Origin of the sequence: Lysinibacillus telephonicus, from assembly GCF_039654155.1 — a bacterium.
Taxonomy (GTDB): Bacteria; Bacillota; Bacilli; order Bacillales_A; family Planococcaceae; genus Ureibacillus; species Ureibacillus telephonicus.
This window is the reverse complement of sequence record NZ_CP155468.1, coordinates 3,958,477-3,977,771: the sequence shown is the minus strand read 5'-3', so window position 1 is coordinate 3,977,771 and position 19,295 is coordinate 3,958,477. Positions and strand designations below refer to the sequence as shown.

General features: G+C 37.1%; 16 protein-coding genes. 15 read left to right on the top strand and 1 reads right to left on the bottom strand.

Going from position 1 to position 19,295, the window contains the following annotated elements; all coding sequences use genetic code 11:
* Positions 1-75: 75 nt before the first annotated feature.
* Positions 76-618 carry a hypothetical protein gene (locus MKY04_RS19250; RefSeq protein ID WP_346234981.1) on the bottom strand — a complete coding sequence of 181 codons (543 nt, stop codon included), beginning with the start codon at positions 616-618 and terminating at the stop codon, positions 76-78.
* Positions 619-882: 264 nt separating this feature from the next.
* Here MKY04_RS19250 and MKY04_RS19245 point away from each other — a divergent pair, with 264 nt between their 5' ends.
* The 15 genes from MKY04_RS19245 (at position 883) to cydS (ending at position 18,731) form a co-directional block, all read left to right on the top strand.
* Positions 883-2,613: an adenine deaminase C-terminal domain-containing protein gene (locus MKY04_RS19245; RefSeq protein ID WP_126293890.1), complete on the top strand. Its 1,731-nt coding sequence runs from the start codon at positions 883-885 to the stop codon at positions 2,611-2,613.
* A gap of 14 nt (positions 2,614-2,627) precedes the next feature.
* Positions 2,628-3,677, top strand: a complete 1,050-nt coding sequence (locus MKY04_RS19240) for a DUF3048 domain-containing protein (RefSeq protein ID WP_126293891.1) — start codon at positions 2,628-2,630, stop codon at positions 3,675-3,677.
* Positions 3,678-3,693: 16 nt separating this feature from the next.
* On the top strand, positions 3,694-4,011 hold the full coding sequence (locus MKY04_RS19235; RefSeq protein WP_126293892.1) for a YerC/YecD family TrpR-related protein: 318 nt from the start codon (positions 3,694-3,696) through the stop codon (positions 4,009-4,011).
* Between the two features lie 382 nt (positions 4,012-4,393).
* Positions 4,394-5,086, top strand: coding sequence for a heptaprenylglyceryl phosphate synthase (locus MKY04_RS19230; RefSeq protein WP_126293893.1), 693 nt, complete (start codon positions 4,394-4,396; stop codon positions 5,084-5,086).
* Between the two features lie 75 nt (positions 5,087-5,161).
* The gene (pcrA, locus tag MKY04_RS19225; protein ID WP_126293894.1) at positions 5,162-7,417 is read left to right on the top strand and encodes a DNA helicase PcrA; all 2,256 of its coding nucleotides are present in this window, start codon (positions 5,162-5,164) and stop codon (positions 7,415-7,417) included.
* Between the two features lie 71 nt (positions 7,418-7,488).
* Entirely contained in the window at positions 7,489-9,489 is a 2,001-nt protein-coding gene (ligA, locus tag MKY04_RS19220) for an NAD-dependent DNA ligase LigA (RefSeq protein WP_126293895.1), read from the top strand.
* Between the two features lie 14 nt (positions 9,490-9,503).
* Positions 9,504-10,649, top strand: a complete 1,146-nt coding sequence (locus MKY04_RS19215) for a CamS family sex pheromone protein (RefSeq protein ID WP_126293896.1) — start codon at positions 9,504-9,506, stop codon at positions 10,647-10,649.
* A 315-nt stretch (positions 10,650-10,964) separates the two neighbouring features.
* The gene (gene gatC, locus MKY04_RS19210) at positions 10,965-11,258 is read left to right on the top strand and encodes an Asp-tRNA(Asn)/Glu-tRNA(Gln) amidotransferase subunit GatC (RefSeq protein WP_126293897.1); all 294 of its coding nucleotides are present in this window, start codon (positions 10,965-10,967) and stop codon (positions 11,256-11,258) included.
* A 25-nt stretch (positions 11,259-11,283) separates the two neighbouring features.
* Positions 11,284-12,747 (top strand): Asp-tRNA(Asn)/Glu-tRNA(Gln) amidotransferase subunit GatA, encoded by a 1,464-nt coding sequence (gatA, locus tag MKY04_RS19205; protein WP_126293898.1) that lies wholly within the window; start codon positions 11,284-11,286, stop codon positions 12,745-12,747.
* 2 nt (positions 12,748-12,749) lie between these two features.
* Positions 12,750-14,195 (top strand): Asp-tRNA(Asn)/Glu-tRNA(Gln) amidotransferase subunit GatB, encoded by a 1,446-nt coding sequence (gatB, locus tag MKY04_RS19200; RefSeq protein WP_346234980.1) that lies wholly within the window; start codon positions 12,750-12,752, stop codon positions 14,193-14,195.
* Between the two features lie 151 nt (positions 14,196-14,346).
* Positions 14,347-14,910 (top strand): thioredoxin family protein, encoded by a 564-nt coding sequence (locus tag MKY04_RS19195; RefSeq protein WP_346234979.1) that lies wholly within the window; start codon positions 14,347-14,349, stop codon positions 14,908-14,910.
* A 114-nt stretch (positions 14,911-15,024) separates the two neighbouring features.
* Entirely contained in the window at positions 15,025-15,951 is a 927-nt protein-coding gene (locus MKY04_RS19190; RefSeq protein WP_126293901.1) for a diacylglycerol kinase, read from the top strand.
* 294 nt (positions 15,952-16,245) lie between these two features.
* Entirely contained in the window at positions 16,246-17,592 is a 1,347-nt protein-coding gene (locus MKY04_RS19185) for a cytochrome ubiquinol oxidase subunit I (RefSeq protein ID WP_346234978.1), read from the top strand.
* Positions 17,589-18,614 (top strand): cytochrome d ubiquinol oxidase subunit II, encoded by a 1,026-nt coding sequence (locus MKY04_RS19180; protein ID WP_126293903.1) that lies wholly within the window; start codon positions 17,589-17,591, stop codon positions 18,612-18,614. The genes MKY04_RS19185 and MKY04_RS19180 overlap by 4 nt, the downstream gene beginning before the upstream one ends.
* A 12-nt stretch (positions 18,615-18,626) precedes the next feature.
* Positions 18,627-18,731 (top strand): cytochrome bd oxidase small subunit CydS, encoded by a 105-nt coding sequence (gene cydS, locus MKY04_RS22330; RefSeq protein ID WP_400195155.1) that lies wholly within the window; start codon positions 18,627-18,629, stop codon positions 18,729-18,731.
* Positions 18,732-19,295: the final 564 nt, after the last annotated feature.

Below are 19,295 nucleotides of genomic sequence, written 5' to 3'. Positions count from 1 at the left end.
CAAGCGTCGAAAAATAAATCGACAGGCTTGCCATTTTAAATAAACACAAGTGCTTAACTCTTCAAAGAGGGGGGATTAACTTGATTGGCCACTTTGTGAAGAATTATTTGATTTATTTTTGTTTTGCTGGCTTTGAGTTCCAGAAACAGTATCTGCCGCAGTTTTTATTGCTTGTGAAGCGCTTTTTACCATTGTGCCGCTTGGAGCAACATTAGAAACAGTTTGAGCAACTTGCGAAGCTGTATTTGCAACATTTTTCATAGTTGAATTATTTTGTCCAGTACTGGAATTTGATGAATTGCTGCCACTTTGGGAGCTCCCGCCACTCCATTTATTGTTATATGCTTGATTGTAAGCATTCATTAAGCTATCGCCATCTAAAAACTCATCAAATGTTGTAGCCACTGCTTCTCTTACATTTGAGTTAATTAATGCTTTTGTAGGACAGTAAAGGAAAATGCCTTCTGCAATTTTCATTGCTCCTGCAGCTACAAAAATTGACCCTAATGTTCTATTGCCAGATTCTTTTGCTAAATGTGCGATGCCACATGCTGTTAAACCTGTTCCTAAAGCTAAACGTACAAAACCGCTTCTTTCAGAGATATTCTCCTCCATCATTTTTCACCACTCCTTTAAAAGTAAAATTGTTCCAGTGTAAAAACTTTAATTTAAGAAATTGCTGTGATACGATAAAATCAACAATCAATTACTCCTCGAAGTTGAGGTTAAGTGCGAATCTTCTATTGTGGAACTTCGCTTTCGTCGCAAACAATACTGAATGAAGATAAATAAATCGCACAATTTATGAGCAAAGTTAGTATGTGCGTATAAAATTTAAATAACCAAAATAAATTTTATAAGTAATGGAAGGGAGTGTTATAAATGCCAGAGCCTATCTGGAAAATACATGAGATAAGGAAACAGGTTGCCGTTATTGATGGTCAAGAAGCACCAACAATGGTTTTAAAAAATGCACGTTATTTACATAGTGTGCTTAAACAATGGATTTCAGGCAATATTTGGATTTTGGGAGATCGAATCGTTTATGTTGGACAGGAATTACCTTCTAATACAATAAATACAGAGGTCGTAGATTTACAAGGGAAAATAGTTGTTCCAGGATATATTGAGCCGCATGTTCACCCATTTCAATTATATAATCCACAATCGTTTGCAGATTTTGCAGCTCAAACAGGAACAACAATGTTTATCGCAGATAATATGACATTTGTGCTATCACTCCCAAATGAGAAAGCGTTTTCAATTTTGGATCAATTAAAGAAACTGCCATTTTCATTTTATTGGTGGGTTCGATTTGATTCTCAAACTGAACTCGAAAATGAGGATGAACTGTTTACAAACAAATCTATTTTCGAATGGCTTGAGAGAAATGATGTAGTACTTGGCGGGGAGTTAACTGGATGGCCGCGCTTAATACAAGGTGACGACTTAATGCTTTACTGGATACAAGCTTCTAAAATGAAAGGAAAGAAGATTGAAGGACATTTTCCTGGTGCTTCCGAAAAAACAATTGCACGAATGAAACTGTTTGGAGCAGATGGCGATCATGAATCCATGACAGTAGAGGAAGTAGAACGTCGAATTCTTCATGGTTATGCAGTTACATTAAGACATTCATCTATTCGACCTGATTTGCCTCAACTTTTAAAAGGCATTGTCGAGAAAAAATTAAATATATTTGATCATCTAATGATGACAACAGATGGATCGACACCTAATTTCCATCAAGATGGAGTTATGGACAAATGTATCCGCATCGCCCTTGAAAGCGGAGTTTCTCCAATCGATGCCTATAATATGGCTTCCTATAATGTAGCTCGCTATTATGGCATGACTCATTTGCACGGATTAATTGCAACTGGTCGTTTTGCAACATTGAATATTTTAAAAGATGAATTTACACCGAATCCTGAAGCTGTTTTATCTAAAGGTGTATGGCTAAAACAAAATAATGAAAAAGTCTATGCACTGCCAAAAATTGATTGGAAAAACTTCGAGCCATTTAACATTTCATTTAACTTAAAAGATGAGGATTTTCAATTTTCAATGCCAATTGGAATCGAAATGATTAATGATGTTATTACAAAACCGTACTCCATTAATCTCCATATTAATAAAAAGGAGCTTCCGCTTGGTAATGATGAAAGTTATTTGCTTCTTATTGATCGTCAAGGAAAATGGCGAGTTAACACAATTTTCAAAGGTTTTGCCACTCATGTGAAAGGATTTGCCTCCTCTTACTCGAATACAGGAGAAATAATCATAATTGGTAAAAGTATAGAGGATATGAAAGCAGCATTTGAAGAAATAAAGCGAATGAACGGTGGAATTGCACTTGTTGAAAACAATGAAGTAATTGCTTCTCTTCCGCTAACAATTAATGGAACGTTATATGAAGGTGCTGTAGAAGATCTTATTGAAAAGGAAACTGCTCTTAAAACAGCTTTAAGAGATAGAGGATATAGACATTCGGATGCTATCTATACTTTACTATTTTTACAATCAACACATTTACCATATATCCGTATTACGCCTAGAGGCATATTTGATGTAATGAAAAAGAAAGTGATGTTACCAGCTGTAATGCGCTAAAGGGGAGAAAAAGAATGTTTGGCAAAAAAGGATTGTTGTGCTGTGCAATCGCATGTTCAGCAGTTTTAATTGTAGGATGCGACGAAAAAGAAGAATTAGTAGAAGATACTAGTGTAATAGAAGAACAAACTATACCAGCAACAGCAGAAGTAGAGTTGCCTTATGTCACTCCATTTACAGGAGAGAAGATTGCAGATGAAATAACAACAAGACCTATCATTGCAACCATTAATAACCATCCGGCTGCACGCCCGCAATCTGGCATTGGTTCTGCTGATGTTATTTATGAAATGCTCGCAGAAGGAAATGTTACGAGATTACTAGCTTTATTTCAATCAGAAATACCAGATAATATAGGACCGATTCGAAGCGCCAGGGATTATTTCATTGAAATTGCAGATGGACTAGATGCATTTTATATTGCCCATGGCTATAGTCCAGAAGCTCAAACAATGTTAACAAACGGCGTTGTAGATAATATAAACGGCATGCAATATGATGGCTCGATTTTTAAACGTTCATCGGATCGAGTTGCACCCCACAATTCCTACATTGCAGGTGAAAATATAGAAACAGCTGCAGAAAAGGTGAACGCTTCACTTCTTTATCAGAAAAAAGTATCGTATACTTTTTATGAACCTGATGAACATGCTAAAATAGGAGTGCAAGCAAATTCAGTAAGTGTTAAGTACAGTAATTACGATTCATTTAATAGTCTGTATACTTATGATGCAGATACGAATACGTACTCTCGACAATGTGCAGATGAAATAACGACAGATTATTTAACAAATGAGCCGATTGCATTATCAAATGTATTATTTTTTGAAATGAACCATTCCATTATCGATAACGCAGGACGCCGTAGTATTGATATTACTTCTGGTGGAACAGCGTATGTGTTCCAGGAAGGGTTGATGCGAGAGGTTCGTTGGGAAAACATTGATGGTGTATTGAAAGCTGTAGAAGAAGACGGTAGTGAAGTAAAATTAGTTCCTGGACATACTTGGATTCATTTTGTTCCAACAAATCCAGGAATAGCTGCCTCCGTAACATATTCGTAGTGAAAGGATGAGACGAATGCAAATCGACAAAATTCGAGGGCATCAAACAGATCAATTATTTAAAGCAGTATTAGAGTTGAAAAATATCGAAGAATGCTATAAATTTTTTGATGATCTATGTACGATAAGCGAGATCCAATCGTTGGCGCAACGCTTTGAAGTAGCACATTTATTACGTTTAAAGAAAACATATGAAACAATAAAAAAAGAAACAGGAGCTTCTACCGCAACAATTTCACGTGTTCGCCGCTGCTTCGATTATGGAAATGATACGTATGATGAGATGCTAGGACGCTTATATCCGGATGAAAAACCGTTCCAAGCGTCTAAATAACAATTTACAAATAAGGCTGTCTAGTAAGTCAAAAATGAAGACTATTAGACAGCTTTTTGTATTTGTTAAGGACTAATAGCATCGAAAATGAGCCACTTTGCCCCTAAGGTTGTGCTCTACTCTCGGTTATAACTGGAAAAGCTATCGATTCCATCCTTTCTTTGAAAAATGGATATACAAATGCCGACAATGCCATACGATATGGCGCCCTCGCCTAGGTGGAGCTAAGCAAAAGATCTTTTGTAGCGAGTAAGAACAGGATGCTTACCCTTTTCTTTGCAGCAAGATTGAAAACTTTTTCGCTTTCGCAGACTTTACGATATACTTGTAGACGGATAATCGTACATAAAAAATTATGAAATCATTGATAGGTGGGAAAAGAATGGATTATAAAAATTGGAGGCATGTATTCAAGATAGATCCAGCGAAAACTATTTCGGATGAAGCATTAGAAAAAGTTTGTGAATCTGGAACGGATGTCATTTTAGTAGGTGGAACTGACGGTGTCAACCTAGATAATGTCATCGATATTTTGGTTCGTGTTCGCCGCTATACAGTCCCAATTGCATTAGAAATTTCAAATATTGATTCTGTAACAGCCGGTTTTGATTATTACTTTATCCCATCCGTTTTAAATAGTACGGAAACAAAATGGGTGAAAGATTTACATCACCAAGCAATAAAGGAATACGGAGATGTAATGGTGTGGGACGAGCTTGTTGCTGAAGGGTATTGTGTACTTAACCCAGACTGTAAAGTGGCACAGGCAACAAATGCTGACACAAACCTAACAAAAGATGATGTCATTGCATATGCAAGACTAGCTGAAAACTATTTTAAAATGCCGATTTTTTACATTGAGTATAGTGGTGCTTATGGCGACAAAGAAATGGTAGCTTCTGTTAAAGAAGTTTTAAATGATACAAAGCTCTTTTATGGAGGAGGCATTACTACTGCAGATCAAGCAGCAGAAATGGCACGTATAGCAGATACAGTAGTAGTAGGAAACATTATATACGATGATTTAAGACAAGCATTAAAAACAGTTGAAGCTGTAAAGAGTGTGCCTATTTAACAGAAATTTCAAATGCGATAAAGAATATAATCTAGTATAATGTAAGAACAAATGTTTGTATAAAGGCGGTGCATCATGGAGCAAATAACGAAAAACTTACTAAACGGAATGAATGCACAGCAAGAAAACGCTGTGAAAACAACAGAAGGTCCATTGCTTATTATGGCGGGTGCTGGCTCAGGAAAAACAAGAGTACTTACACATAGAATTGCCTATTTAGTAGTGGAAAAAGAAGTGTACCCATCTAAAATTTTAGCGATTACATTTACGAATAAGGCTGCCCGTGAAATGCGTGAGCGTATTGATGGCTTACTCGGTAATGGAACAACAGAAAGTATGTGGGTATCTACATTTCACTCAATGTGTGTAAGAATTTTACGGCGTAATATTGATCGAATCGGGATTTCAAAAAACTTTTCGATACTAGATTCTGCAGATCAATTATCTGTAGTGAAAAATGTTATGAAACAGCTAAACATCGATTCAAAGCGTTATGAACCTCGTGCTATTTTAAATGCAATTAGTTCGGCAAAAAATGAATGCATTACTGCTGATATGTATAAAGCAAATAGCAATCCAAATAATCCATATGAAAAGGTTGTCGTACAAGTTTACGAAGGTTACGAAAAAAGACTTCGCAAAAACCAGTCGCTTGATTTCGATGATCTTATTATGACGACAATTACACTGTTTGAACGAGTTCCTGAGGTGCTGGAATATTATCAAAATAAATTCCAATATATTCATGTTGATGAATATCAAGATACGAACCATTCTCAATACAAGCTTGTTCAAATGCTTGCACAAAAATTTAAAAATATTTGTGTAGTAGGCGACTCTGATCAGTCAATTTATCGTTGGCGTGGAGCCGATATTGGAAATATTTTATCCTTTGAAAAAGATTACCCAAATGCAAAGGTTATTTTACTTGAACAAAATTACCGTTCTACAAAACGTATATTACAGGCAGCAAATGATCTTATTGAACATAATGAAAGCCGCTACCCGAAGAAATTGCGTACGGATAACTTAGAAGGGGAGAAAGTAGTACTTTATAAAGCATCCACTGAACAAGATGAAGCTCAGTTCGTTGTTCAAACAATTCAAAAATTGATGGAAAAAGAAAATCGCTCATTGGACGACTTCGCTATTCTATACCGCACGAATGCACAGTCTCGTGTAATGGAGGAAGTTCTCGTTAAATCAAATATGACTTATCAAATTGTTGGAGGAACGAAATTCTATGATCGCAAGGAAATTAAAGACTTATTAGCTTACTTGCGATTAATTGCCAACAATGATGATGACCTGTCCCTTGCACGCATTATTAATGAACCGAAACGCAGCATCGGTGCAACTTCATTTGAAAAAATCGCAACGTACGCAATTGAACAAGACCGTTCGATTTTTGATGCAATGAAGGATGTATTATTTATGGGGCTAACTTCAAAAGCAGCAAATGCAGTTGACAAGTTCCGTGAGTTAATCGCAGGCTTCACCCAAATGCAGGAATATCTTTCTGTAACAGAACTTGTGGAGCAAGTCATTGACAAATCCGGCTACCGAGAAATGCTTCAAAAGGAAAAAACAATAGAGGCAGAGAGTCGTTTAGAAAACATTGAAGAATTTTTATCTGTTACAAAAGCATTCGAAGAACGCAGTGATGACAAATCACTTATTGCTTTCTTAACAGACTTGGCTTTAGTTGCAGATATTGATGCTCTTGATAAACAAGATACATCTAAAGGCAGCATTATTTTAATGACAATGCACTCAGCAAAGGGCCTTGAGTTTCCTGTAGTATTTATCATAGGAATGGAAGAAAATATTTTCCCTCATTCAAGATCTCTGGATGATCCAGCAGAGATGGAGGAGGAACGCCGCCTAGCCTATGTAGGGATAACGCGGGCAGAACAACGTCTTTATTTAACATGTGCCGGATCACGGACACTCTATGGACGCTCTAGTTTTAATATGCCTTCTCGCTTTTTGCGTGAAATCTCAGAGGATGTAATTGAGCAAATTTCGAAAGCTGCAAATCAAATTGAACCTGATGATTTACCATTCAGTGCAGGGCGAAATAGCCGTAAACAAAGCCATCGCCGTACGATTGGCAATGTGCAAACAAAAACTCAAATTGCTGACCTTCAATCTACGGGGGGAGACCAGCTTGCCTGGAAGGCTGGAGATAAAGCTGTCCATGGAAAATGGGGTACTGGTACAGTTGTTAGTGTGAAGGGTGAAGGAGATGGGCTTGAACTTGATATTGCATTTCCTAATATAGGGATTAAACGTTTGCTGGCTAAATTCGCACCGATTACGAAGGCTTAATAAATTTTTATAATGATGGACGACCAAAGGTTTAGGGAAAGTGTCATTGATTTTATTTTTGGAGGAATATAATGAACGATATTGAAAAACGAGTTGCAGAGCTAAATAAACTTCTTCATGAATATGGACATGCCTATTATGTGCAAGATAAGCCAATTGTTTCCGATGCGGTATATGATCAGCTTTTACATGAATTAATTGCATTAGAAAAAGAAAATCCATCGTTAATCTATCCTGATTCGCCAACTCAACGTGTCGGAGGAGCTGCTGCTGAGGGATTTCGCAAAGTTACACATACGTACCCAATGTTAAGTTTATCAAATGCGTTTAACGAAGCAGATTTGCGTGATTTTGACCGGAAAATCCGACAAGCAATTGGCGATGATTTTTCGTATGTTTGTGAGCTGAAAATCGATGGGTTAGCAATATCGTTACGCTATGAAAATGGGATATTTGTTCAAGGTGCAACACGCGGTGATGGAGTAGTCGGAGAAGATATTACGACAAACTTAAAAACAATTCGTGCAATCCCACTTCGATTAAAGGAACGAGTGACAATTGAAGTGCGCGGAGAAGCATATATGCCTAAAAAATCATTTGAAGCCTTAAATAATGCACGTGCTCAAAAAGGAGAAGAACTTTTTGCGAACCCGCGTAACGCAGCTGCTGGCTCGCTACGCCAGCTTGACCCTAAAATTGCTGCAAGCCGCAATCTTTCTACATTTATTTATGCTATTGGCGGCGATGGAGAAGCATACGGAATTGATTCACATGCTGAGATGCTCGATTATTTAGAGGGACTTGGTTTTCCTTCAAATAAGGAACGGGAAAAGTGCGCAACAATTGATGATGTATTGGCGTTTATAGAAAAGTGGACTGAAAATCGTCCAAATCTTGCATATGAAATTGATGGTATAGTTGTTAAGGTTAACCGTTATGCACATCAAGATGAGCTAGGTTTTACAGCAAAAAGTCCTCGCTGGGCAATTGCCTATAAATTTCCTGCAGAAGAGGTCGTTACTAAACTACTTGATATTGAATTAACAGTTGGGCGCACAGGTGTTATTACACCAACCGCAATACTAGAACCAGTCCAAGTAGCTGGGACAACAGTGGGACGAGCATCTCTTCATAATGAAGATTTAATTCGTGAAAAGGATATCCGTATTGGAGATACAGTAATAGTGCATAAAGCAGGAGACATTATCCCAGAGGTTATTGGCGTTATTTTAGAGCAGCGTCCAGAAAATTCTGTTCCATATGAAATGCCAACACACTGCATTGCTTGTGGTAGCGAATTAGTGCGTATAGAAGGAGAAGTAGCATTACGCTGTGTAAATCCGACCTGCCCTGCGCAAATTGCTGAAGGTATTAAACATTTTGTATCACGCAATGCAATGAATATAGACGGTTTAGGTGAAAAGGTTGTTGAGCAGCTTCTTCGCGAAAATTATATTAAAGATGTTGCCGACCTGTATCATCTTGAAGTGGAACAATTGATGAAGCTAGAGCGAATGGGAGAGAAGTCAGCAACTAACCTAGTAGATGCAATTGAGCGCTCTAAAGAAAATTCGATGGAACGACTGCTATTCGGATTAGGGATTCGCCATGTAGGTGAAAAAGCTGCAAAAATATTAGCGGAGCAATTCGAAACAATCGATGCACTAATGGATGCAACAGAAGAACAATTAACTTCTATTTTTGAAATTGGTGCGAAGATGGCGGACTCGGTTGTTACTTATTTTAATAATGAAGAAGTGAAAGAATTAATAACTCGGTTAAAGCAAGCTGGCGTTAATATGACATTTAAAGGGAAAAAAGTGCAGGTTGAGATTGGTGATAGTCCTTTTGCAGGCAAAACAATTGTATTAACGGGTAAATTAACGCAATTGACACGCAACGAAGCAAAGGCGAAAATAGAAGAGTTGGGCGGAACAGTAACAGGAAGTGTAAGTAAGAAAACGGATCTTGTTATTGCCGGTGAAGATGCTGGGTCAAAATTAGCTAAAGCTAGAGAACTAGGTATCGAAGTATGGGACGAAGACCGCCTAATAGAACAATTACAACAGTAAAGGAGTTTCAAATGATGAAACGATTTCGCTGGATTCCGGCAGCAGTCGTTGTTGCATTGCTGGCAGGTTGTGTACCTTCGATTAAAGAAGATACAGAAGTGTTGCAAAATACAGATGAAACCAAAGAAGTGGTTGAAACTACAATCATTCCAAGCATGCAATTAAATGATAGATATTATAGAACTCTTGTACCGTATAAAGAAAGTGCGAGTCGAGGGTTAGTCGTATCAAATATTTATACAAAGTATGATATTAAAGAAGTTGAAGAAGGCTTAATGCGCCTTTCTCAAAATGAATTTAGTACAGAAGATTACTTTTTCCAAGAAGGACAATATTTAGATTCAGAAACATTAAGCAATTGGCTCGCTCGAAGCAATCAAACGGAGGATGGGCTAAATCCGGCAGCTCCTGAAGGAATGGACCCGGAAGTACGTGCAAAAGAAGCCCCTATCTATTTGGCGCATATCGTTGAACAAAACTACTTAATAAAAACTGATGATAATAAGGTTAAGCTTGGCGGCATTTCAATCGGGCTAGCCTTAAATTCAATTTACTATTATCAAAAAGAGCAATACGGCGAATATTATGAGGAACCGATTCCAAATAGTGAATTAGAGAAAAAAGGAAAAGAAATTGCTGCGGAAGTTATTACACGTTTACGTTCCCAATCAGGTTTAAGTGATATACCAATTGTAATTGGTCTATTTAAACAGGAAGCAAGAAATTCGATTGTACCGGGAACATATTTTGCGTACAGCGTATCAGAGGCAGGGCAAAATGGTTTAAGTGACTGGACAGCAATTGATGAAGAATATGTTACGTTTCCAATGTCTTCTCCAGAAGAGCAATATCGTGATATGAATACGAGCTTCCAAAACTTTAAGCAAGAGGTTGATAGATACTTTGCAAATTATACTAGCGTTATTGGCAGAGGATTTTATCAAAATAACACAATTCAAAAATTATCAATAGAAATTCCTATTCAATTTTACGGTTCAACTGAAATAATTGGATTTTCACAATACTTATCCGGAATAATTTTAACGCAATTGCCGGCGGATTTAGATATCGAAGTAAGTATTACATCAGTAAACGGACCAGAAGCGCTTATCCTAAAAGAAAGAAATGACCAGGAGCCATTCGTTCATATCTATCAATAATGAAATAAAGTACGGGGCTGTCTATAAAAAAAACAGCCCCTCTACATCGTTATCAAAAATAACTTTTCAAACATTAAGAGTGGATGCGATTTATAAGATAGGTTTGAATTTATAAAACATAGGGCGATAATATAAATTGATTCCATACATCAAAAGTTTATTAATGTTTTTATCAATTTAGTGATTTTCTATATTGACATCAGTGTAAGAAAAACCGTTGATATTCGCTATTATTAGCGAAAACCGTGTCTTTCTAATGAGAAAAATGGTATTATTAATGATTATTGCCACGTAGAATATCGGAGGTGTAGAAGTATGGCGAAATTATCAAAAGAAGAAGTAAAACATGTTGCACATCTTGCGCGACTTGCTATTACAGATGAAGAAGCAGAAAAATTTGCAAACCAATTAGGGAAAATTACAGATTTCGCAGAACAACTTAACGAGTTAGATACAACAGATGTAAAACCAACATCGCACGTTCTACCAATCGTAAATGTAATGCGTGAAGACGTAGCACAAAAAGGTTTAGATCGTGAAGTAATGATGCTAAACGTAAAAGAACAAGAGGCTGGTCAAGTAAAAGTGCCGCCAATTTTAGAAGACTAATCCCCGAAAAGAAGGAGGTAAACTCATGACGTTATTTGAACGTTCATCAAAGGAATTACAAGAAGGTTTACATAACGGCGATTTTAAAATTGCTGATTTAACTAACGAAGCTTTTGCTCGCATCGAACAACTTGATGGCGATGTACAAGCATTTTTAGCTTTAAATAAAGAAAAAGCAACAGCTCAGGCTGAAGAAATGGATAAGGTTCCATTTGAACAACGTGGCCCATTATTTGGTTTACCAATCGGTGTAAAAGACAACATCGTAACAGAAGGGCTTGAAACAACTTGTGCTTCTAAAATTTTAGAAGGATTCATGCCAATTTATGATGCAACAGTAGTGAAAAAACTACGTGAAGCAGGTATGGTGACAGTTGGTAAATTAAATATGGATGAATTTGCAATGGGTTCATCAAATGAAAACTCTGCGTTCAAAACTACGAAAAATCCTTGGAACCTTGATCATGTACCAGGCGGTTCTTCTGGTGCCTCTGCTGCTTCAGTAGCTGCTGGCGAAGTACCATTTTCATTAGGTTCTGATACAGGTGGGTCTATCCGCCAGCCTGCAGCATATTGCGGTGTTGTTGGGATGAAACCAACTTATGGACGCGTATCCCGTTTTGGTTTAGTTGCATTTGCATCTTCTTTAGACCAAATTGGGCCAATTACACGCAACGTATATGATAATGCACTTCTTCTTGAGGCAATTGCCGGTGTAGACCCTAATGACTCAACATCAGCTAACATACCTGTACCAAACTATGTATCAAAGCTAGATGGCGATATTAAAGGTTTACGCATTGCAGTACCAAAAGAATTCCTTGGTGAAGGTGTTAATGAAGAAGTAAAAAATTCTGTTCTTGCTGCACTTGAAGTATTAAAAGGATTAGGTGCTACTGTAGAAGAGGTTTCACTTCCTCACTCTAAATACGCATTAGCTGCATATTACATTCTTTCATCTTCAGAAGCATCATCAAACCTTTCTCGCTTCGACGGCATCCGTTACGGTTTCCGTGCTGAAGGCGTGAAAAACTTAATGGAACTTTATAAAGAAACACGTGCTCAAGGTTTTGGCGACGAAGTAAAACGTCGTATCATGCTTGGTACTTATTCATTAAGTGCAGGTACTTACGATGCTTACTACAAAAAAGCACAACAAGTTCGTACTCTTATTAAAGAAGATTACGATAAAGTATTCGAGAACTATGATGTAATTGTTGGTCCAACGGCGCCTACTCCAGCATTTAAAGTTGGACAAAACATAGATGATCCTTTAACGATGTATGCAAATGACATCTTAACAATTCCAATTAACTTAGCAGGTGTTCCAGCAATTTCGATTCCATGTGGTTTCGAAAATGGATTGCCACTAGGGTTGCAAATCATCGGTAAGCATTTCGATGAGGAAACAATCTATCGTACAGCTTTCGCATACGAGCAAGCGACAGATTTCCACAAACAAACTCCTCAAATTTGGGAGGGTAAATAATTATGAACTTTGAAACAGTTATCGGTTTAGAAGTACACGTTGAGTTGAAAACAGATTCGAAAATTTTCTCTCCAGCACCAAACCATTTCGGTGCAGAGCCAAATACAAATACAACAGTAATCGACTTAGGTTACCCTGGTGTATTACCTGTATTAAACAAAAACGTTGTTGATTTTGCTATGAAAGCTGCCCTTGCACTTAACATGAAAATCAACCAAGAAACAAAATTTGACCGTAAAAACTATTTCTATCCAGATAATCCGAAAGCTTATCAAATTTCTCAATTTGATAAACCTATCGGCTATGATGGCTGGATTGAAATTGAAATTGAAGGCACAGATGGTCAACCAGGTTATACGAAAAGAATCGGTATTACACGTCTTCATATGGAAGAAGATGCTGGTAAATTAACACATGGCGACGGCTACTCACTAGTTGACTTCAACCGTCAAGGTACGCCGCTTGTAGAAATCGTATCTGAGCCAGATATTCGCACTCCAGCAGAAGCGTATGCTTATCTTGAAAAATTAAAAGCAATTATTCAGTACACTGGTGTTTCTGATGTTCGTATGGAGGAAGGTTCACTTCGCTGCGATGCAAACATCTCTATCCGTCCTTATGGCCAAAAGGAATTTGGTACTAAAACAGAGCTTAAAAACTTAAACTCTTTCAACTTTGTACGTAAAGGTCTTGAGTATGAAGAAGTACGCCAAGCTGAAGTATTAATGTCTGGCGGAGAAATTAAGCAAGAGACACGCCGTTTTGATGAGAAAACGGGCAAAACAATTTTAATGCGTGTTAAAGAAGGAACAGACGATTACCGTTACTTCCCAGAACCTGACTTAGTTGATCTTCATATTGATGATGAATGGTTAGAACGTGTACGCCAGTCTATACCTGAACTACCAGATGCTCGCAAAAAGCGCTATGTTGAACAACTTGGCTTAAACGATTACGATGCAAGTGTATTAGTAGTTAACAAAGAGATTTCTGATTTCTTTGATGAAATGGTAGCTCAAGGTGCGGATGCAAAACTTTCAGCAAACTGGTTAATGGGTGACGTTTCTGCATACTTAAATGCTGAGCAAAAAGAAATTGGACAAACTGCATTAACACCAGAAAACTTAGCAGGTATGGTGAAATTAATTGCAGATGGTACAATCTCTTCTAAAATTGCGAAAAAAGTATTTACAGAGTTAGTGAAAAACGGTGGCGACGCTGCGAAAATCGTAAAAGACAAAGGATTAGTTCAAATTTCTGATCCAGCAACGTTATTAGGTTTTGTAACTGAAGTGTTAGATGCAAATCCACAATCTATCGAAGACTTTAAAAACGGTAAAGACCGTGCGATTGGCTTCTTAGTAGGTCAAATTATGAAGGCTTCTAAAGGGCAAGCAAACCCACCAATGGTAAATAAAATCTTGCTAGAAGAAATTAATAAACGATAACGTTTATGTGCGCCCATAAGTAGCAATGCTTAGCTTATGGGCGTTTTTTCATCTTAAGCTAAAGCAGAAATGTAACTCAAAAATCAAATCAATTGTAATTATCTTATCCCACATGCAAAATGGAATTATTAAGAAATTGGAGGGATACCTTTTGAAAACAGAACAACAGTATTTTGAAGAATCGATGTCCATGGCAGAATATATGGAACAAATGACAACAAACTTAAAAGAACCAAGTTTTGAGGTTTACAAAAACTTCAACGTGAACCCAGAAGATAAAGTATTCCAATTACTAAAAGAGAAAAAACCTCACATTCTAGCCATCACAGAGGACTGGTGTGGAGATGCAATGCTGAACAATGCAGTCATTCGAAAAATTGCAGAGGAAGCAGACCTCGACATACGATGTGCTTTCCGTGATGCAGATACGGATTTAATTGACCGTTATTTAACAAATGGAGGAAGAGCGATTCCGATTTATCTGTTCATAAGTGAACAAGGAGAAGTAATTGGAAAATGGGGTCCACGTGCACCAGAGCTGCAACAATTAGTAGTAGATATGAGAGCAGAACTGCCTGAAAAAGAAGACCCAACATTTGAAGAAAAGCAAAAACAATTGTATACTTCTTTGCAGAAGAAATTCGTAATAGACCCACAATGTGCACAATGGGTTTATGAAGATATGAAAGCTGTTATTACGAAAACGCTGTCATAAAAAGATAAGGTGAAAGTTCTCTTCAATGCTTTAATAAAATTTTTTTAGCCTGGAGAGAACTTTCCTTTTATTAATTGCGTTTTATACATAAATAAGTATAGGATGGACGATACGATGAAAAGAGCAAGAATCATTTATAATCCAACATCAGGAAGAGAGCTTTTTAGAAGACACTTACCTGAGGTGTTAGAGAAACTAGAAATCGCAGGCTATGAAACATCTTGCCACGCAACAACTTGTGAAGGTGATGCAAAAAAAGCAGCTGCTAATGCAGTTGAACGTGGCTTTGATATTGTAATTGCTGCTGGTGGGGATGGTACGTTAAATGAAGTAGTTGCTGGAATCAGCCCATATGATAAAAGACCAAAACTAGGTTTAGTACCAATGGGAACAACTAATGATTTTGCCCGTGCGCTGCACATTCCTCGAAAAATTGATGAAGCAATCGATATTATAGTCAAAGGTGATACAATACCTGTAGATGTCGGTTTAATAAATAATGATCGCTATTTCATTAATATTGCAGCTGGAGGACGTATTACTGAGCTAACCTATGAGGTGCCAAGCAAAATGAAAACGGTCCTTGGGCAACTGGCCTATTACTTAAAAGGAATTGAAATGATTCCATCAATAAAAGCAACAAACATGCGAATTGAATATGATGGAGAAGTATTTGAAGGCGAAGCAATGATGTTCTTATGCGGCCTGACAAATTCTGTGGGTGGCTTTGAAAAAATAGCACCTGATGCAAGTATTAACGATGGTTTATTTACGATGATGATTTTAAAAAAATGTACGATTGCTGATTTTATCAAAATTGCATCACTCGCATTACGAGGTGAGCATTTAAACGATCCGAATTTAATTTATAGAAAAGCAAGTGTAGTAAAGGTGTCTCCAATGGCAGAAGATGAGACAATTCACATCAATCTTGACGGCGAGTACGGTGGAGATGCACCAGTTACCTTTACAAACCTAAAACGACATATTGAAGTCTGTGCTCCAATTACTGATATTCGGGAATTGGATAGAGTTGAATAAAGTAGGTTACCTATATAAACGTTGGAAAATACCGACGATTATATAGGTTTTTTTATTCACATTTAATGTAAATATGAGTCCGAAACCAATTACGCAAAGACGTAATTGATTTGGATTAATTCTTTGTTTTATTTTCGTTCAACAATTGTATAAATGGGTATACTAAAACGCAAAGGAGCGTTTAATCATGTATAAAACACAAGAAAAATGGCTAATTTACTTAAGCTTTGGAGTTGCACTGATCATGCTTCTATCCATCATTGGAAGATTATTTTCTAGTTAGGAGGACTTATTTTGATTAACGAGTCAGCAGTGTTTTGGAGTCGAGTACTAACTGAAGTGACACTGTCGTTCCATATTATTTATGCAACTATTGGTGTAGGAATTCCGCTAATGATAATGATTGCTCAGTGGGTAGGCTATAAAAATAACGATGAACATTATATTTTGCTTGCAAGAAGATGGACGCGTGGATTTGTCATTACAGTAGCAGTAGGTGTTGTAACAGGAACGGCAATCGGGCTGCAGCTTTCTTTATTATGGCCCAACTTCATGGAATTAGCTGGACAAGTAATTGCTCTTCCACTATTCATGGAAACCTTTGCATTTTTCTTTGAAGCAATTTTCTTAGGCATTTATTTATATACTTGGGATCGATTTGATAGTCAGAAAAAGCATATGCTTCTTCTTATCCCAGTTGCAATAGGTGCATCGATGTCCGCAGTTTTTATTACTATCGTGAATTCTTTTATGAATGCACCGCAAGGATTTGAAATTTTAGATGGAGAACTTGTGAACATTCAACCATTAATTGCAATGTTCAATCCGGCAATGCCAACAAAAGTTGCACATGTATTAGTGACAGCCTATATGACCTCCGCCTTTATACTTGCATCTATTACAGCAGTCAGATTTTTAAAAGGATCTGATCACATTTATCATAAGAAGGCGATGTATTTATTGATGAAGTTAGGGCTCATTTTTTCAATAGCAAGTGCACTAATTGGAGATTTCTCAGGGAAATATTTAGCTAAATATCAGCCAGAGAAACTTGCTGCTGCAGAATGGCATTTTGAAACGGAAAAGGGAGCACCACTAACCCTATTCGGGGTCTTGGATGGAGAAGAAATTAAATATAAAATTACGATTCCTTATGCTTTAAGTATATTGGCTCATAGCAATCCAAATGCTGAAGTAATTGGGCTAAATGAGTTTCCAGAAGATGAAATTCCGCCTCTCTACATTCATTATTTGTTTAATATTATGGTGTTTATTGGAATGCTTATGGTGCTCGTTTCGCTTTTGTATTTAATGGCGAAATCACGTCGTTGGGCATTTATCAAAACGAAATGGTTTAACTGGGTTGTTGTTTTGGGAGGACCTTTATCAATAATAGCTATAGAAACAGGTTGGTGGTTAGCGGAAGTAGGTAGACAGCCATGGATATTACGAGGTCTAATGAGAACAGAGCAGGGTGCAACAACAAGCGACAATGTAGACCTTATGTTAGTACTATTCTGTATTTTATATCTCGTATTAGGAATAGGAAGTATCATTGTATTAAGAAGAATGTTCCGTTCCAATCCAATTGAAAAAGAAATTGCGGATCGAGAGTCTGAGAAGGGTGGCATAGCGCGATGAATCTTGAAATATTAGGAATTTCGGTGTTATGGATTTTTCTTTTCGGGTATGTCATTGTCGCTTCGATTGATTTTGGAGCGGGCTTCTTTAACGCGTACAGCTTGTTGACGAATCGTTCACATATTTTAACGGAGATTATTAAACGATATCTGTCTCCTGTTTGGGAAGTAACAAATGTATTTCTTGTTTTCTTCTTTGTAGGGATTGTGGGCTTCTTCCCACAAACGGCCTTTTATTATGGGACGGTCTTACTCGTTCCGGTGAGCATCTCGTTGATTTTATTAGCGGTACGAGGATCCTATTACGCCTTTGAATCATATGGCTCGACTGGACATAAAGGGTATGCGTTTGCATATGGCGTTGCAGGTTTACTAATTCCAGCATCTCTTTCGGTTGTTTTAACAATTTCTGAAGGTGGATTTATAGAAATAGTAAATGGAAAACCAGTGCTCGATTATTGGAAATTATATACGAATCCACTCTCATGGAGTATTGTTCTTTTAAGCATAGCTGCCGTATTGTATATTTCAGCCGTTTTTTTAACGTGGTATGCATGGAAGGCAAAAGATAAAAAAGCATCGGACTTAATGCGAAGATATGCTCTAATTTGGGCTGCACCACTAATAATTACAGCAGTTGGAATAGTAATAGAAATGCGCGGTCATAATGAAGAACACTATGAAAGAATGGTATCTCTATGGCCTATGTTTGGATTGTCAGGCATTCTTTTCTTATTAACGGTTTGGTTTATTTGGAGGAAGCGCAATTACGGCTTGTCAGTAATTTTACTTATTCTGCAATTTGCACTTGCCTTCTTTTCATACGGAGCTTCACATTATCCATATTTGTTGTATCCATATTTAACAATTCATGATGGATTTACAAACGAGGAAATGGCAATAGCTCTTGTCATTGCATTTATTGCAGGTCTATGTTTACTGCTGCCATCCATATATTTATTGTTCAGATTGTTCTTGTTTAATAAGGATTATGTGACTGGTGAACGAAACGATCATGCATAGGAGGAATGAACAATGAATGATTTTATGATTTTCGTAGCACCATTTATAACGGTCATCATTTCGATTGGGCTAGCTTTTTATGTAGCACCGAAAGACGGGAAGAGTAAGTCTGATTAATAGAAATATGATTAATTGAAGCTGAAAATTTTAATCTCGAATGAAGTTGAGGATTTTTTCCGTGCTTTTAGTGTTTTTTACGCGGTATCAGGCAATATTTACGCGGTTTATATTTTTACGCGATTTCATGCGGTATTTACGCACTTCAGTTAAATATTTACGTGATTTTAAGAATTTTTTACGCGGTATCAGGCAATATTTACGCAGTTTTTATTTTTACGCGATTTCATGCGGTATTTACGCACTTCAGTTAAATATTTACGTGCTTTTAAGAATTTTTTACGCGGTATCAGGCAATATTTACGCGGTTTATATTTTTACGCGATTTCATGTGGTAATTACGCACTTCAGTTAAATATTTACGTGCTTTTAAGAATTTTTTACGCGGTATCAGGCAATATTTACGCAGTTTTTATTTTTACGCGATTTCATGCGGTATTTACGCACTTCAGTTAAATATTTACGTGCTTTTAAGAAATTTTTATGCGTTATCAGGCAATATTTACGCGGTTTCAAATTTTTGCGTGATTTCGTAGACAATTAATTTATCCGTTTTCATAAGTA

Excerpts from the sequence above, each read along its gene's own strand:
- MKY04_RS19250 (WP_346234981.1), bottom strand. The coding sequence starts at position 618 with ATGATGGAGGAGAATATCTCTGAAAGAAGCGGTTTTGTACGTTTAGCT.
- MKY04_RS19190 (WP_126293901.1), top strand. The coding sequence starts at position 15,025 with ATGAAAAGAGCAAGAATCATTTATAATCCAACATCAGGAAGAGAGCTT.
- MKY04_RS19245 (WP_126293890.1), top strand. The coding sequence starts at position 883 with ATGCCAGAGCCTATCTGGAAAATACATGAGATAAGGAAACAGGTTGCC.
- ligA (WP_126293895.1), top strand. The coding sequence starts at position 7,489 with ATGAACGATATTGAAAAACGAGTTGCAGAGCTAAATAAACTTCTTCAT.
- pcrA (WP_126293894.1), top strand. The coding sequence starts at position 5,162 with ATGGAGCAAATAACGAAAAACTTACTAAACGGAATGAATGCACAGCAA.
- MKY04_RS19180 (WP_126293903.1), top strand. The coding sequence starts at position 17,589 with ATGAATCTTGAAATATTAGGAATTTCGGTGTTATGGATTTTTCTTTTC.
- cydS (WP_400195155.1), top strand. The coding sequence starts at position 18,627 with ATGAATGATTTTATGATTTTCGTAGCACCATTTATAACGGTCATCATT.
- MKY04_RS19230 (WP_126293893.1), top strand. The coding sequence starts at position 4,394 with ATGGATTATAAAAATTGGAGGCATGTATTCAAGATAGATCCAGCGAAA.
- gatC (WP_126293897.1), top strand. The coding sequence starts at position 10,965 with ATGGCGAAATTATCAAAAGAAGAAGTAAAACATGTTGCACATCTTGCG.
- MKY04_RS19240 (WP_126293891.1), top strand. The coding sequence starts at position 2,628 with ATGTTTGGCAAAAAAGGATTGTTGTGCTGTGCAATCGCATGTTCAGCA.
- gatA (WP_126293898.1), top strand. The coding sequence starts at position 11,284 with ATGACGTTATTTGAACGTTCATCAAAGGAATTACAAGAAGGTTTACAT.
- gatB (WP_346234980.1), top strand. The coding sequence starts at position 12,750 with ATGAACTTTGAAACAGTTATCGGTTTAGAAGTACACGTTGAGTTGAAA.
- MKY04_RS19235 (WP_126293892.1), top strand. The coding sequence starts at position 3,694 with ATGCAAATCGACAAAATTCGAGGGCATCAAACAGATCAATTATTTAAA.
- MKY04_RS19215 (WP_126293896.1), top strand. The coding sequence starts at position 9,504 with ATGAAACGATTTCGCTGGATTCCGGCAGCAGTCGTTGTTGCATTGCTG.